Source organism: Bradyrhizobium sp. UFLA03-84 (assembly GCF_002289535.1).
Taxonomy (GTDB): domain Bacteria; phylum Pseudomonadota; class Alphaproteobacteria; order Rhizobiales; family Xanthobacteraceae; genus Bradyrhizobium; species Bradyrhizobium viridifuturi.
On record NZ_NSJY01000019.1, the window covers coordinates 128,240 to 142,780 of the forward strand.

The 14,541-nt window shown below is 64.5% G+C and carries 11 protein-coding genes; 8 read left to right on the forward strand and 3 right to left on the reverse strand.

All coding sequences use genetic code 11. The annotated features are described in order from the left end of the window. Positions 1-24: 24 nt before the first annotated feature. The 3 genes from CK489_RS38300 to CK489_RS38310 all read right to left on the reverse strand — a co-directional run bounded on the left by CK489_RS38300 (position 25) and on the right by CK489_RS38310 (position 4,899). Positions 25-1,569, reverse strand: coding sequence for a SpoVR family protein (locus CK489_RS38300; protein WP_095735958.1), 1,545 nt, complete (start codon positions 1,567-1,569; stop codon positions 25-27). Positions 1,570-1,572: 3 nt separating this feature from the next. After that, complete coding sequence (locus CK489_RS38305; RefSeq protein ID WP_198961127.1) at positions 1,573-2,844, reverse strand: YeaH/YhbH family protein; 1,272 nt, start codon at positions 2,842-2,844, stop codon at positions 1,573-1,575. Between the two features lie 111 nt (positions 2,845-2,955). After that, positions 2,956-4,899 (reverse strand): PrkA family serine protein kinase, encoded by a 1,944-nt coding sequence (locus CK489_RS38310; protein WP_021080883.1) that lies wholly within the window; start codon positions 4,897-4,899, stop codon positions 2,956-2,958. A 508-nt stretch (positions 4,900-5,407) separates the two neighbouring features. Between CK489_RS38310 and CK489_RS38315 the strand changes: the two genes are divergently transcribed. The 8 genes from CK489_RS38315 (at position 5,408) to CK489_RS38350 (ending at position 14,335) form a co-directional block, all read left to right on the forward strand. Further along, positions 5,408-6,025 carry a hypothetical protein gene (locus CK489_RS38315; protein WP_095736072.1) on the forward strand — a complete coding sequence of 206 codons (618 nt, stop codon included), beginning with the start codon at positions 5,408-5,410 and terminating at the stop codon, positions 6,023-6,025. A 38-nt stretch (positions 6,026-6,063) separates the two neighbouring features. After that, entirely contained in the window at positions 6,064-6,513 is a 450-nt protein-coding gene (locus CK489_RS38320; protein ID WP_095735960.1) for a DsrE family protein, read from the forward strand. Positions 6,514-6,728: 215 nt separating this feature from the next. Further along, entirely contained in the window at positions 6,729-9,575 is a 2,847-nt protein-coding gene (locus CK489_RS38325) for a bifunctional transaldolase/phosoglucose isomerase (protein WP_095735961.1), read from the forward strand. Between the two features lie 12 nt (positions 9,576-9,587). After that, positions 9,588-10,571 carry a phosphogluconate dehydrogenase (NAD(+)-dependent, decarboxylating) gene (gene gnd, locus CK489_RS38330; protein WP_095735962.1) on the forward strand — a complete coding sequence of 328 codons (984 nt, stop codon included), beginning with the start codon at positions 9,588-9,590 and terminating at the stop codon, positions 10,569-10,571. Between the two features lie 172 nt (positions 10,572-10,743). After that, positions 10,744-12,237, forward strand: a complete 1,494-nt coding sequence (gene zwf / locus CK489_RS38335) for a glucose-6-phosphate dehydrogenase (protein ID WP_245350712.1) — start codon at positions 10,744-10,746, stop codon at positions 12,235-12,237. 2 nt (positions 12,238-12,239) lie between these two features. After that, the gene (pgl, locus tag CK489_RS38340; protein ID WP_095735963.1) at positions 12,240-12,992 is read left to right on the forward strand and encodes a 6-phosphogluconolactonase; all 753 of its coding nucleotides are present in this window, start codon (positions 12,240-12,242) and stop codon (positions 12,990-12,992) included. 54 nt (positions 12,993-13,046) lie between these two features. Further along, entirely contained in the window at positions 13,047-13,535 is a 489-nt protein-coding gene (locus CK489_RS38345) for a gluconokinase (protein WP_095735964.1), read from the forward strand. Beyond that, positions 13,532-14,335, forward strand: coding sequence for an HAD family hydrolase (locus CK489_RS38350; protein WP_095735965.1), 804 nt, complete (start codon positions 13,532-13,534; stop codon positions 14,333-14,335). The genes CK489_RS38345 and CK489_RS38350 overlap by 4 nt, the downstream gene beginning before the upstream one ends. The last annotated feature ends 206 nt before the right edge of the window (positions 14,336-14,541 follow it).

The following is a 14,541-nucleotide window of genomic DNA, read 5'->3' on the forward strand; positions in this document are numbered from 1 at the left end:
CTTGTCGCTGCATGAGCGCCATGCTCAGGCCGCGACCGCCGTTGCGCGCGGGCTGACGACGTATTCCTTCAGCACCTTGTCGGTGCCGTCGACTTCGGTCAGTGCAACGTCGTAGGACCACAGGTCGGCGAGATGCTGCAGCACGCGCCGCGTGTCGGTCTCGTTGAGCTGCGCGCCCTTCACGGTGGTGTGACGCAGCATCAGGCGGCGATCGCCGTCGAGATCGACATCCATGACCTCGATATTGGCGTCGACGAAGCCGACGTCGTATTGCCGCGCCAGCTCGCGGCGCACGCGGCGGTAGCCGCGCTCGTCATGGATCGCATCGACCTTGATCCCCTGGCTTTCGGCGGGATCGTCGTGCAGATGGAACATGCGGAAGCGCCGGATCAGCGCCGGGCTGAGGAACTGGTTGATGAAGCTCTCGTCGCGGTAGTTGCTCCAGATCTCACGCAGCACGCCCTCGACGTCGCCCTTGCCGGCAATATCGGGGAACCAGTCGCGGTCTTCGTCCTCCGGATTCTTCACGATCCGCTCGATGTCCTGCATCATGGCGAAGCCGAGCGCATAAGGGTTGAAGCCGGAATAGCGGCGGTCGTCGAACTCGGGCTGGAACACCACGTTGGTGTGCGACTGCAGGAATTCGAGGAAATTGCCGTCGGTGATCCGGCCCTGTTGATGCAGCCGGCTCATGATGCGGTAATGCACGTAGGTCGCGGTGCCCTCGTTCATCACCTTGGTCTGTCCCTGCGGGTAGAAATACTGCGCGATGTGGCGAACGATGCGAATGAGCTCGCGCTGCCAGGGCGCAAGGCGCGGCGCGGTCTTCTCCAGGAAGTAGAGGATGTTCTCCTGCGGCAGGCCGAGCAGCGCGCGGCGGCGCTCGGCGGACAGCGCGGCCTTGGTCTTGGCCTTGGTGTTCGGCACCGTCCGCCACAGATCGTTGAACACGGCCTCCTCGTGCTGGCGGCGCTCGCCAGCACGCTTCTCCTCGGCGCGCAGGTCGAGCGTCTTCTTGCCGGGATAGCGGTCGACGCCATGCGACATCAGCGCATGCGCCGCATCGAGCGTCCGCTCCACCGTCTCGCGGCCGTGGCGGTCCTCGCAGGCGGCGATGTAGCCCTTGGCGAATTCGAGATAGTCGAGGATGCCGTCGGCGTCGGTCCACTGCTTGAACAGATAGTTGTTCTTGAAGAAGTGATTGTGCCCGAACGCCGCGTGCGCGATTACCAGCGTCTGCATCGTCGCGGTGTTCTCCTCCATCAGATAGGAGATGCACGGCGAGGAGTTGATCACGATCTCATAGGCGAGGCCCATCAGGCCCTTGCGATAGGACGCTTCCTGGAAGGCGAACTGCTTGCCGAACGACCAGTGCTTGTAGAACAGCGGCATGCCAACCGAGGAATATGCGTCGAGCATCTGCTCGGCGGTGATCACCTCGATCTGGTTGGGATAGACGTCGAGCCCGAGCTCCTTGCGCGCGACCTCCTCGCAGGCGTCGTGAATCCGCTGCAGCGTCTGGAAATCCCAGTCGGCGCCCTCGAACAGCCGTTCGCCGGAAGATCCCATCAACTAAACCCTTTCCTGACTGGTGGTGCGGCGCTTGAACAGGTCCTGGAACACCGGGAAGATCTCGCCGCGCTCACTCACCTTGCGCATCGACAGCGGCGCGCCGTCGTTGCGCAGACGCTCATAGAGCGTCCAGAGCGAGGAGTCCGGCATGTCGAAGGTGTAGTTGGCGGCCTCGCCGACCTCGAGATAGGCGAAGAACTGGCAGACCGGCAGGATCTTGTCGGTCAACAGATGCCCGGTCAGCCCGCTGTCGGACGTCATGTTGTCGCCGTCCGAGGCCTGCGCCGCATAGATGTTCCAGTCGGACGGACGGAAGCGGGTGCGGACGATATCGTTCATCGCAACCAGCGCGCTCGACACCAGCGTGCCGCCGGATGCCGGCCCATGGAAGAACGTATCCTCGTCCACCTCCTCGGCGCGGTCGGTGTGCCGGATGAACACGATCTCGACGTGCTTGTAGCGCCGCTTCAGGAAGACGTAGAGCAGCATGTAGAACCGCTTCGCCAGGTCCTTCATGTGCTCGGACATCGAGCCCGAGACGTCCATCAGGCAGAACATCACGGCTTGCGCCACCGGCTTCGGCACCGTCTCGAAACGGCGGTAGCGGATGTCGATCGGATCGATGAAGGGAATCCGCTTGGCCTTGGCCTTCAGCGCTTCGAGCTGAGCCAGCAGCTCGCGGCGGCGCGTCTCGTCTTCGCATTCCGCAAGCTCGGCCTCGAGCACCTCGATCTCGTCCTTGCGCGGCCGGCGCAGCGCCACGCGGCGCGCCAGCGCCCGGCTCACCGTGCGGCTGATCGAGATGTTGGCGGGCGAGCCCGAGGTCGCATAGCCGGCGCGCTGGATGCCTTCGCTCTCGGTTTCCGCGAGCTTGCGCTTGGCGAGGTCAGGCAGTTCGAGGTCGTCGAGGAAGAGGTCGACGAACTCCTCGCGGCTCAGCACGAAGCGGAAGGCGTCCTCGCTGTCGCCCTCGCCTGCGCCGGAGCCCTTGCCGCCGCTCTGGTTCGGGCGCTGCAGCCAGTCGCCCTCGACGAACTTCTTGTTGCCGGGCAACACCATGTCGCGCGTGCCGCCCTCGCGCCGGAACCGCGGCTCATCCATGCCGTCCAGCGGGATGGTAACTTCCCCACCCTCCAGGACATCCTTGATGTCCCGGTCTTGTGACGACTTCTTGACGGCCCCCTGCACCAGCGCCTTGGCGCGCCGCAGGAACCGCTGGCGGTTCTCCAGGCTCTTGCTACCCGGATTCAACCGCCGATCGACGATGTGCATGACCACTTTGCATCTGCCTCGCGCCGGATGCGATCATCATAGTCGCATCGCATTCTTATTGGACGGAACCGGACGAGACGGAAAGCCGCTGCCGGCTTTCCGGATCGTGCACTAGCCTGCTTGCTTCACCCGCATGTACCACTCGACGAGCCGGCGGACCTGGCGCTCGGTATACCCGCGCTCCACCATCCGCTCGACGAACTCGCCGTGCTTCTTCTCGGTCTCGCCGTCCTTCTTGGAGCCGAACGAGATGACCGGAAGCAGATCCTCGACCTGCGAGAATATCCGCTTCTCGATCACGTCGCGAACCTTTTCGTAGGAGGTCCAGCTCGGGTTCTTGCCGCCATTGTGCGCCCGCGAACGCAGCGAGAACTTGACGACCTCGTTGCGGAAGTCCTTCGGGTTGGCGATGCCGGCCGGCTTCTCGATCTTGGTCAACTCTTGATTCAAAAGCTCCCGGTTCATCAGCTGGCCGGTGTCGGGATCCTTGAAGTCCTGATCCTCGATCCAGGCATCGGCGTAATCGACATAGCGGTCGAACAGGTTCTGGCCGTAGTCGGCATAGGATTCCAGATAGGCCTTCTGGATCTCGTTGCCGATGAACTCGGCGTAACGCGGCGCAAGGTCGGCCTTGATGAATTCGAGATAGCGCTTCTCGGTCTCGTCAGGCAGCTGCTCGCGGCGGATCGCCATCTCCAGCACATACATCAGGTGCACCGCGTCGGCGCCGACCTCTGTGGTGTCGTGGTTGAAGGTCGAGGCCAGCACCTTGAAGGCAAAGCGCGTGGAGACGCCGTCCATGCCCTCGTCGACGCCCGCGGCGTCCTTGTACTCCTGCACGCTGCGCGCCTTCGGATCGGATTCCTTCAGGCTCTCGCCGTCATAGACCCGCATCTTGCCGAACAGCGTCGAGTTCTCGTGCTTGCGCAGGCGCGACATCACCGAGAAGCGGGCCAGCGTTTCCAGCGTTGCCGGTGCGCAGGGCGCGGCGGCGAGCTCGGAGCCCTGGATCAGCTTCTCGTAGATCTTCTGCTCCTCGGTGACCCGCAGGCAGTACGGGACCTTGATGACGCAGATGCGGTCGATGAAGGCCTCGTTGTTCTTGTTGGTCTTGAAGCTCTGCCACTCGGCTTCGTTGGAGTGCGCGAGGATGATGCCGGTGAACGGGATCGCACCGATGTTCTCGGTGCCGATGTAGTTGCCCTCCTGCGTCGCGGTCAGCAGCGGGTGCAGCATCTTGATCGGCGCCTTGAACATTTCGACGAACTCGAGCACGCCCTGGTTGGCGCGGTTGAGCCCGCCGGAGTAGCTGTAGGCGTCCGGGTCGTTCTGGGCGTAGGTCTCGAGCTTGCGGATGTCGACCTTGCCGACCAGCGAGGAGATGTCCTGGTTGTTCTCATCGCCGGGCTCGGTCTTGGCGACCGCGATCTGGCGCAGCCGCGAGGGCTGGATGCGCGCGACGCGGAATTGCGAGATGTCGCCGCCGAAGGCCTCGAGCCGCTTGTAGGCCCAGGGCGACATCAGCCCGCTCAGCCGGCGGCGCGGAATGCCGTACTTCTCCTCGATCATCGGCCCGAGCTGCTCGGGGTCGAACAGCCCGAGCGGGCTCTCGAACACCGGCGACAGCTCGTCACCCGCCTTCAGCACGTAGATCGGATGGATTTCCATCAGCGCCTTGATGCGCTCGGCGAGCGATGACTTGCCGCCGCCGACCGGTCCGAGCAGATAGAGGATCTGCTTACGCTCTTCGAGGCCCTGCGCGGCGTGGCGGAAGAAGCCGACCAGGCGCTCGATCGTGTCTTCCATGCCGTAGAAGCCGGCGAAGGCCGGATACGACCTGATCGTACGGTTCAAAAAGATACGGCCAAGGCGTGGGTCCTTGGCCGTGTCGATCATCTGGGGCTCACCGATTGCCGCTAATAACCGCTCGGCCGCATTGGCGTATCGCATCGGATCACTTCGACACGACTCCAGATACTCGGCCATCGACATGTCGGTCTGGCTTCGCGCTTCAAACGACCTTGCGAAGGCGTTGAACAAAGAATCGTTGTACATGATCCCTATCTCCACGATATGTATCGCCGCACGACTGACACGAGTCGTAACCAGAGCGTCCTAGGATCGAATCAGCGTCGGCACGCTGGGTCCATTGGACACTCGACCGACTCACTTCGGCAATGCACGGCGCGTGCAGCCTCTGCCTTATCAACAGGCAGGAAGCTTAATGGTTCATCAATATCCCCCGTTGGTAGCCTGTTTTTAACGGTTGTAACTCCTCAGCCACATCCGTGGTTTACCGGGGCCCAGGCTTCCGAGGCGGACGTCCGAACGGGGCAACTTCCCCGTCCGGAGATGAACGTTGGGCTCCCCGAAAACGTGTGGCTGTCCAGCCTTGGCGTCAAGATGCGCACGTCACAGATTCGCATGAACAAACATTCAGAAGCCCTTGAACGTGCCTCCTTGTCGCCGCGACTAAGGCAACGAGCCCGCGCAGTTCCGCGCGGCACCATTGCCGCGCTGTACAGATGACACCTTGGAGGCGCAGGCTATTCCCGAGGCTGACATGAAGCAGACGCTCCTTGTTGTCGCACTTGCCGCCGCAGCCTGCGCCGGCGCGTCGTCAGCCGTCCAGGCGCAGGAAGAGGTCGACAAGGCCACGGCAGCCGCCTTCGACAACAGGATGTTCGCAGGCCCGCCAGGGGCGAAAGCCTATGCCTGCTTCGTGCGTCGCTACGATGCAAATCATCTGGCGCAGCATCCGAAACAGAAGGTCAGCGCCATGAAGCTGCTGGTGTCGGCGGAAGACGCACCGGAGGACAAGACCACCAACTACTCCTTCCGCCTCGGCGTCACCTACCGCCACCGCTCCGGCAATTTCGACTCCAGCGGCTACTGCAACCACGCGGTCGCGGCCGAATCCGGACACGAGATCCGCTTCGAATGCGGCGTCGATTGTGAAGGCGGCGGCATCAGCGTGGCGCTGTCGAAGGACGATAAATCCGCGATCGCACGCCTCGCCAGCATCAGGATGTGGAATCGCAACAAGCCCGACGATGACGCGAGCGAAGAGCTGCTGGCCGGCGCCGACGACAAGATCTTTCGCCTCGATCGCGCGGGCGTCGGCGAATGCGCCGAACTTGTGACCGACCGCAAGGAACTCGCCGCACTCCGCCACAAGTGATAGACTTGCCCGTCAACAATAATTGCGCGAGGGACGCCATGCACCGACGCAGCATCCTTTGGGGCACGCTCTCGGCGCTCAGTGCCGCCTTCGCGGCGTCACCCGCGAACGCCGCGTCCGAAACGCCGCCGCCGCAGAAGCTGAAGGTGGTCTATCACCTCGACGACCTCGACAAGGTCGGTTTCGTGATCGGCAACATCCAGAACCATCTCGACGGCGTCGGCGGCCCCGGCAATGTCACGATCGCGCTGGTGGTGCATGGCCAGGCGCTGAAGGCGTTTCATTCGGCGGCGGCCAATCCCGACCTGTCAAAGCATGTCGGACAGTTCACCAGGGACGGAATCGAGCTCGCCGCCTGCGGCAACACCATGAAATCGCAGAACATCGGCCTGAAGGACCTGCTGCCCGGCTTCGTCGCCGCCGAGCGCGGCGGCGTCGTGCGCGTCGCCGAGCTGCAATCCCAAGGTTACCTCTACCTGCGGCCCTGACCTGCGGCGTGCGCCGCAACGCGTCATAAAAATGTGCCGAGATCAGGGTCTGCTCTTGACGCGTCCGAGGGGATCGAACGGTTGTGAATGGCGTTATCCCTTGGGAATGCTGATATTCCGCCCGGGCTCCACCCCATGTTGACAATCCTCCGCTGTCCCCGAAAGCTGCCCGGGAACCCAAAAATCGACCCTCGATCGAACGAGAACAGGCACCCATGAACCCCGTCAAAGCACTCGAAAATCACCGCCAGGCCGTCTGGCTGGACTTCCTTGCCCGCGGCTTCGTCGCCAAGGGCGACCTGAAGCGGCTGATCGAGACCGACGGGGTCAAAGGCGTGACGTCCAACCCCTCGATCTTCGAGAAGGCGATCGGCTCTTCGGACGAGTATGACGGGGCGATCGGCCAGGCGCTCAAGAAGGGCGACCGCTCGGTCGCCGACCTGTTCGAGCACCTCGCCGTGGTGGACATCCAGCATGCCGCTGACGTGCTGCGCCCGGTCTACGACCACAGCCACGGCGGCGACGGCTTCGTCAGCCTCGAAGTGTCGCCCTATCTCGCGATGGACACCAAGGGCACGATCGTGGAGGCCGAGCGGCTCTGGAAGGACGTCCATCGCAAGAACCTGATGGTCAAGGTGCCGGCGACGCCGGAGGGATTGCCGGCGATCGAGCATCTGATCGGCGAAGGCATCAGCATCAACATCACGCTGCTGTTCTCGCAGGAGGTCTACCGCCAGGTCGCCGAGGCCTATCTCAAGGGCCTGGAGAAGTACGTCGCCAAGGGCGGCGATCCCTCCCATGTCGCCAGCGTCGCGAGCTTCTTCGTCAGCCGCATCGACAGCGCGGTCGACAAGCAGCTCGACGAGAAGATCGCGCGCGCCAACGACCCCTCGGAGAAGGAGCGGCTTGCCGCGCTGAAGGGAAAGGTCGCGATCGCCAACGCAAAACTCGCCTACCAGGACTACAAGCGGCTGTTCTCGGGCGCGCGCTGGGACAAGCTCGCGGCCAAGGGCGCCAAGCCGCAGCGGCTGCTGTGGGCATCCACCGGCACCAAGAACAAGGACTATAGCGACGTGCTCTATGTCGAGGAGCTGATCGGCCCCGACACCGTCAACACCGTGCCGCCGGCGACGCTCGACGCCTTCCGCGACCACGGCAAGGTCCGCGACAGCCTCGAGGAGAACGTCGCGGACGCCCGCCGCGTGCTGGAGGAGCTGGAGAAGTCCGGCATCTCGCTCGATGCGATCACCGAGGAGCTGGTCAAGGACGGCGTCAAGCTGTTCGCCGACGCGGCCGACAAGCTGTACGGGGCGGTCGCCCACAAGCGCGCCACCTCGCTCGGCGGCGGCATCGACCATCAGAAGCTGGCGCTGGGTGCCACCATCGAGAAGGCAGTCGAGAAGAGCACCGAGGAATGGCGCGCCTCGGCCAAGATCCGCAGGCTCTGGCACAAGGACAAGTCGGTCTGGACCGGCGATGACGAGGACAAATGGCTGGGCTGGCTGACCAGCGCCGCAACCGCTGATGTCGCCGACTATGAGGATTTCGCCAAGCGTGTGAAGGGCCAGAACTTCACCGACGCCGTCGTGCTCGGCATGGGCGGGTCGAGCCTCGGGCCGGAGGTGCTGGCGCAGACCTTCCCGCACAAATCCGGCTTCCCGCGGCTGCACGTGCTCGATTCCACCGATCCGGCGCAGGTGCGCGCGATGGAGGAGTATGTCGACATCGCCAAGACGCTGTTCATCGTGTCCTCGAAGTCCGGCGGCACCACCGAACCGAACGTGATGAAGGACTATTTCTTCGACCGGGTCGCCAAGGCGATCGGCAAGGACAAGGCCGGCCACCGCTTCATCGCGGTGACCGATCCGGGCTCCTCGCTGCAGAAGGTCGCGATCAAGCAGGGCTTTGCCCGGATCTTCTACGGCGATCCCGCGATCGGCGGCCGCTATTCCGTGCTGTCGCCGTTCGGCCTGGTGCCGGCGGCGGCCGCGGGCATCGACGTCCGCAGCCTGCTCGGCCATACGCTCTCGATGGTGCGCTCCTGCGGCGCCGACGTGCCGCCGCAGGAAAACCCGGGTGTCCAGCTCGGGCTGGCGATGGGTATCGCCGGGCTCGAAGGCCGCGACAAGGTCACGATCTTCGCCTCGCCCGACGTCGCCGATTTCGGCGCCTGGGCCGAGCAGCTGATCGCGGAATCGACCGGCAAGGACGGCAAGGGCCTGATCCCGATCGAGGGCGAGACGATCGGCGATGCGGCAGTGTACGGCAACGACCGCTTCTTCATCGACCTTCGCACCGAACGCGAGCACGACGCCGCGCATGAAGCAAAGCTCGCGGCGCTGGAGGCCGCCGGCCATCCGGTGGTCCGGATCGTGATGAAATCGATCGACCATATCGGTCAGGAGTTCTTCCGCTTCGAGATCGCAACCGCGGTGGCGGGCTCGATCCTCGGCATCAATCCGTTCAACCAGCCCGACGTCGAGGCCGCCAAGATCAAGACCCGCGAGCTGACGGCGGCGTTCGAGAAGACCGGATCACTGCCGGCCGAGCAGCCGGTGGTGTCGGTCGATGGGGTCGAGCTCTACACCGATACCCAGAACGCCGAGGAGCTGCGCAAGGCCGGCGCCAACGGCGATCTCAACTCCTGGATCAAGGCGCACCTGTCGCGCTCCGGCCGCGGCGACTATGTCGCCCTGCTCGCCTATATCGAGCGCGACGGCGACACCATCGACGCGATGCAGGCGATGCGGCTGAAGCTGCGCGATGCGAAGCACCTTGCGACCTGCGCCGAGTTCGGCCCGCGCTTCCTGCACTCGACCGGCCAGGCCTACAAGGGCGGCCCCGACAGCGGCGTGTTCCTGCAGGTCACGACCGACGATAGCCAGGACCTGGCGGTGCCCGGCCAGAAGGCGAGCTTCGGCGTCATCAAGGCGGCGCAGGCGCGCGGCGATTTCGACGTGCTCACCGAGCGCGGCCGGCGGGCGCTGCGCGTGCATTTCAAGGGCGACCTCAACTCCGGGCTAGCGGCACTCGACGCCGCGATCTCGGCCGCACTGAACTGACGGAGGCGCGCGATGCAACTCGGCATGATCGGCCTCGGGCGGATGGGCGGCAACATCGTCCGCCGCCTGATGAGCAACGGCCACACCACCGTGGTCTACGACAAGGACCCCAAGGCGGTCGCCGCGCTCGTTGCGGACAATGCGACGGGGTCCACGTCGCTGGAGGATTTCGTCCTCAAGCTGGAAGCGCCGCGCACCGCCTGGGTGATGCTGCCGGCCGGCAAGATCACCGAAGCCACCATCGAGGCGCTGTCGAAGCTGATGCAGCCCGGCGACGTCATCATCGACGGCGGCAACACCTTCTGGCAGGACGACGTCCGCCGCGGCAAGGCGCTGCGGGAGCGCGGACTGCATTACGTCGATGTCGGGACCAGCGGCGGTATCTGGGGCATCGAGCGCGGCTACTGCATGATGATCGGCGGCGACAAGCCCGTCGTCGACCGGCTCGACCCGATCTTCAAGACACTGGCCCCCGGCATCGGCGACATCCCGCGGACCCAAGGACGCGAGGGCCGCGACCCGCGCATCGAGCAGGGCTACATCCACGCCGGCCCCATCGGCGCCGGGCATTTCGTCAAGATGATCCACAACGGCATCGAATACGGCCTGATGCAGGCCTATGCCGAGGGCTTCGACATCCTGAAGAACGCCAACATCGAGGCGCTGCCGCCTGATCACCGCTTCGATCTCGACATCGCCGACATCGCGGAAGTCTGGCGGCGCGGCAGCGTGATCCCGTCCTGGCTGCTCGACCTCACCGCCTCGGCGCTGGCGCAGAACCACACGCTCGACAATTACTCCGGCTTTGTCGAGGATTCCGGCGAGGGCCGCTGGACCGTCAATGCCGCGGTCGACGAGGCGGTGCCGGCCGAGGTGCTGACGGCCGCGCTCTACACCCGCTTCCGCTCGCGCAAGGATCACACCTTCGCGGAGAAGATCCTCTCGGCGATGCGCGCAGGTTTCGGCGGCCATAAGGAGCCACCGAAGAAGGCTTAAAAGCGTTTTCGAGCGAAGTGGGTACCTGTGCGCGTGAAGAAAACGCGCCTGGAGCATGATCCGGAAAAGTGGAAACCGGTTTTCCGAAAAGATCATGCTCAACAAGGAGATCGGATCATGATGCGTTTTCGTGGAAACGCATCATGATCTAGAGATAATCACGGAAGGTCACGTGCAGAAGAAACCCGATCCTTGCTCCTTCATCATCTTCGGCGCCACCGGTGATCTAACCCACCGGCTGGTCGTCCCGGCGCTCTACAATCTCGCCGCCGGCAACCTGCTGCCGGACAAGTTCTGTGTCGTCGGCATCGTCCGCAAGGGCATGTCGAGCGAGCAGCTCAGCGACAGCCTGATGCAGGGGCTACGCAAGTTCGCCACCCGACCGGTGGACGAGGCGGTCGCCAAGCGGCTGTTCGAATGCGTCACCTCGGTCGAAGCCGATCCGCGCGATCCGGCTTCGTTCGATGCCATGAACGAGCGGCTCGACAAGCTGGAGAAGGCGCGCGGCACCGGCGGCAACCGGCTGTTCTATCTTGCGACCCCGCCGAGCGCCTTCCTGCCGATCAGCGAGCAGCTCGGACGCACCGGCATGCTGGAGGAGAACGGCGCCTGGCGGCGGTTGATCATCGAAAAGCCGTTCGGCACCGACCTGGCGTCGGCCCGGGCGCTGAATTCAGCGCTGCTGAAACTGATGGACGAGCATCAGATCTACCGGATCGACCATTACCTCGGCAAGGAAACCGTCCAGAACATCCTGGTGCTGCGCTTCGCCAACGGCATGTTCGAGCCGATCTGGAATCGCAACCACATCGACCACATCCAGATCACCGTCGATGAGAAGCTCGGCGTCGGCCATCGCGGCAGCTTCTATGACGCAACCGGCGCGCTGCGCGACATGGTGCCGAACCATCTGTTCCAGCTGCTGTCGCTGGTGACGATGGAGCCGCCGGCGCGTTTCGACGCCCATGCGGTGCGCTCGGAGAAGGCCGAGGTGCTGAGCGCGATCCAGATCCAGAGCGAGCAGGAAGCGCTGTCCAACTCGGTGCGCGGCCAGTATCGCACCGGCCGGATCGGCGACACCGAGATCGAGGATTATCTGAAGACACCGGACGTCAGGCCCGACAGCTCGACCGAGACCTATGCCGCGCTGAAGCTGACCATCGACAATTGGCGCTGGGCCGGCGTGCCGTTCTACCTGCGCACCGGCAAGGCGCTGACCACCAAACGCACCGAGATCGCGATCAAGTTCAAGCAGGCGCCGTTCGCGATGTTCCGCGACACCGCGGTCGACCGCCTGTCGCAGAATTACCTGGTGATCTCGACCGAGCCGACCGAAGGCATCGAGCTGCAGTTCAACACCAAGGTGCCGGGCCCGGCGATCAACATCGACGGCGTCGAGATGAAGTTCCGCTACAAGGACTACTTCAAGGCCGAGCCGTCGACCGGTTACGAGACGCTGATCTATGACTGCATGATCGGCGACAATCTCTTGTTCCAGCGCGCCGACAGCGTCGAGGCCGGATGGCAGGCGGTGCAGCCCTTCATCGATGCCTGGAAGAGCGCCGGCGGGCGCGGCCTGCAACCCTACAAGGCCGGCAGCGAAGGCCCGGAGGCCGCCAACGCGCTGCTGACGCGCGACGGCCGCAGCTGGCGGAAGCTGGGCTGACCATGACGACGAGCGGCGAGCGCAAGATCATCACGGTCGCCGATCCGGCGGCACTGGCGAAGACCGCCGCCGAACGGGTGATCGCGCGCATCGCCGGAAATCCCGGCCGGATCGCGGTCTGCCTCACCGGCGGCTCCAGTCCGAAGGCGCTCTACCAGTTGCTGGCGACGCCGGACTATCGCGAGCTGATCCCGTGGAACCGCATCGACTGGTTCATCGGCGATGAGCGCCTGGTGCCGCGCAAGGACAAGCTGCACAACATGAGCATGGCGCGCCAGGCCTTCCTCGACCGCTGCGCCCCGGCCGCCAATGTCCACCCGATCGCAACCGATACCGCCGACCTCAGGGATCCCGACGTCAGCGCGGCGCTGTACGAGAACGAGCTGATGGCGTTCTACGGCGCCGAGCAGCTCGACCCGCAGCGGCCGCTGTTCGACCTGGTGCTGATGGGCATCGGGCCCGATGGCCACACCGCCTCGCTGTTTCCCGGCTATCCCGCGGTCGATGAAACCCCGCGCTGGGTGGTTGGGGTGCCCAAGGCCAATGTCGAGCCGTTCGTGCCGCGCGTCTCCTTGACGCTGCCCGCCCTCGCCTCCTGCCGCGAGATGCTGTTCGAGGTGGCAGGTGAAAACAAGCGTGCGATCTTGACGCGCCTGTTCGCAGGCGAGAACCTGCCGGCAAACCGCGCGCGATCGCTGGGCGAAACCGTCTGGCTGATCGACAAGGCCGCGCTGCCGGAGGATTTTGGTGGATGACTTTCCTGGGTGACTTCCTTGGGTGACGGGCAAAACCCCTGCGCGCTGGTCGTCATGGGTGTCTCCGGCTCGGGCAAGAGCACCATCGCCGATCGCCTCGCGATCAGGATCGGCTGGCGCTTCGAGGATGGCGACAGCTTTCATCCGCCGAGCAATGTCGCGAAGATGCATTCCGGCCAGCCGCTCACCGACGAGGATCGCTGGCCCTGGCTGCGTGCGATCGCCGCCGAGATCGACCGCGCCTGCGGCGTCCGCGAACGCGCTGTGATCGCCTGCTCCGCGCTGAAGCGCAGCTATCGCGACATCCTGGTGCATGGCCGCGACGATATCCGGATCGTCTTCCTCGACGGCACGCAGGAGCTGATCGCGTCGCGGCTGGCCGCGCGCAAGGACCATTTCATGCCGCCGGGACTGCTCGCCAGCCAGTTCAAGACGCTGGAGCCGCCGACCCCGGACGAACGCCCGATCACGGTTGCGATCGACCGCTCCGTCGACACCATCATCGAAGACATCGTCAATCAACTGAAGCTGGACCGCCCATGAATCGCATCGCTCTTGTCGTGTCCGACGTCGACGGCACGCTGCTCACCAAGGACAAGACCCTGACCGACGGCGCCAGGGCTGCGGTGCGCAAGCTGCATGAAGCGGGCGTCGGCTTCACCATCGTCTCCAGCCGGCCGACGATCGGCATGGGCTTCCTGCTCGCGCCGCTCGAAATCACGCTGCCGATCGGCGCGTTCAACGGCTCTTCGATCGTCGATCCGCAGTTGAAGCCGCTCGAACAGAGTTTGATCCCCGCGGCGATCGCTAAGCGCAGCATCGATCTGCTGCGCGAGCGCGGCATCGACATCTGGCTGTTCACCAACGACCGCTGGTTGACGCGCAATCCGGACGGCGAGTACAACGCGCATGAGAAGCGCGCGATCAAGCACGATCCGACCATCGTCGATGACTTCGCGCCCTATCTCGACCAGGCCTGCAAGATCGTCGGTGCCAGCTCGGATGTGCCTCTGCTGCAACGCTGCGAAGCGGAGATGCAGCAGATGGTCGGCCATGATGCGACCGCGGTGCGCTCGCAGACCTATTATCTCGACGTCACCCCGCCCGGCCACGACAAGGGCACCTTCGTCGAGGGCATCGCCAAGCGCCTTGGCGTGCCGCTGGAGAATGTCGCCACGATCGGCGACATGCAGAACGACCTGCCGATGTTCGCACGAAGCGGCGTCTCGTTCGCGATGGGCAATGCCAGCGATGACGTGAAGGCGCGCGCCACGCATGTCACCGAAACCAACGAGCGCGACGGTTTCGCACGCGCGATGGACGCGGTGCTGGAGCTTCGCTGAAGCGCCCGGACGATCACCCGCTCCGCACGATCGAACGCGGGCGGCAGCGTGATCGCCGTTACAGTCCACCCCATCTGATCGAGTCACACTGATCATGTGATCGGATCACACTGATCACGCGGCCATTTGTCGCGGCGACGTCGGTCGCCCGACCAATCCGCGGTTCCACTCGACCTATCGGAATATCCGTCCGTCGACACAGCCGG

Coding starts and splice junctions, on each gene's coding strand:
- CK489_RS38300 (WP_095735958.1), bottom strand. CDS start 1,569: ATGGGATCTTCCGGCGAACGGCTGTTCGAGGGCGCCGACTGGGATTTC.
- CK489_RS38305 (WP_198961127.1), bottom strand. CDS start 2,844: ATGCACATCGTCGATCGGCGGTTGAATCCGGGTAGCAAGAGCCTGGAG.
- CK489_RS38310 (WP_021080883.1), bottom strand. CDS start 4,899: ATGTACAACGATTCTTTGTTCAACGCCTTCGCAAGGTCGTTTGAAGCG.
- CK489_RS38315 (WP_095736072.1), top strand. CDS start 5,408: ATGAAGCAGACGCTCCTTGTTGTCGCACTTGCCGCCGCAGCCTGCGCC.
- CK489_RS38320 (WP_095735960.1), top strand. CDS start 6,064: ATGCACCGACGCAGCATCCTTTGGGGCACGCTCTCGGCGCTCAGTGCC.
- CK489_RS38325 (WP_095735961.1), top strand. CDS start 6,729: ATGAACCCCGTCAAAGCACTCGAAAATCACCGCCAGGCCGTCTGGCTG.
- gnd (WP_095735962.1), top strand. CDS start 9,588: ATGCAACTCGGCATGATCGGCCTCGGGCGGATGGGCGGCAACATCGTC.
- pgl (WP_095735963.1), top strand. CDS start 12,240: ATGACGACGAGCGGCGAGCGCAAGATCATCACGGTCGCCGATCCGGCG.
- CK489_RS38345 (WP_095735964.1), top strand. CDS start 13,047: ATGGGTGTCTCCGGCTCGGGCAAGAGCACCATCGCCGATCGCCTCGCG.
- CK489_RS38350 (WP_095735965.1), top strand. CDS start 13,532: ATGAATCGCATCGCTCTTGTCGTGTCCGACGTCGACGGCACGCTGCTC.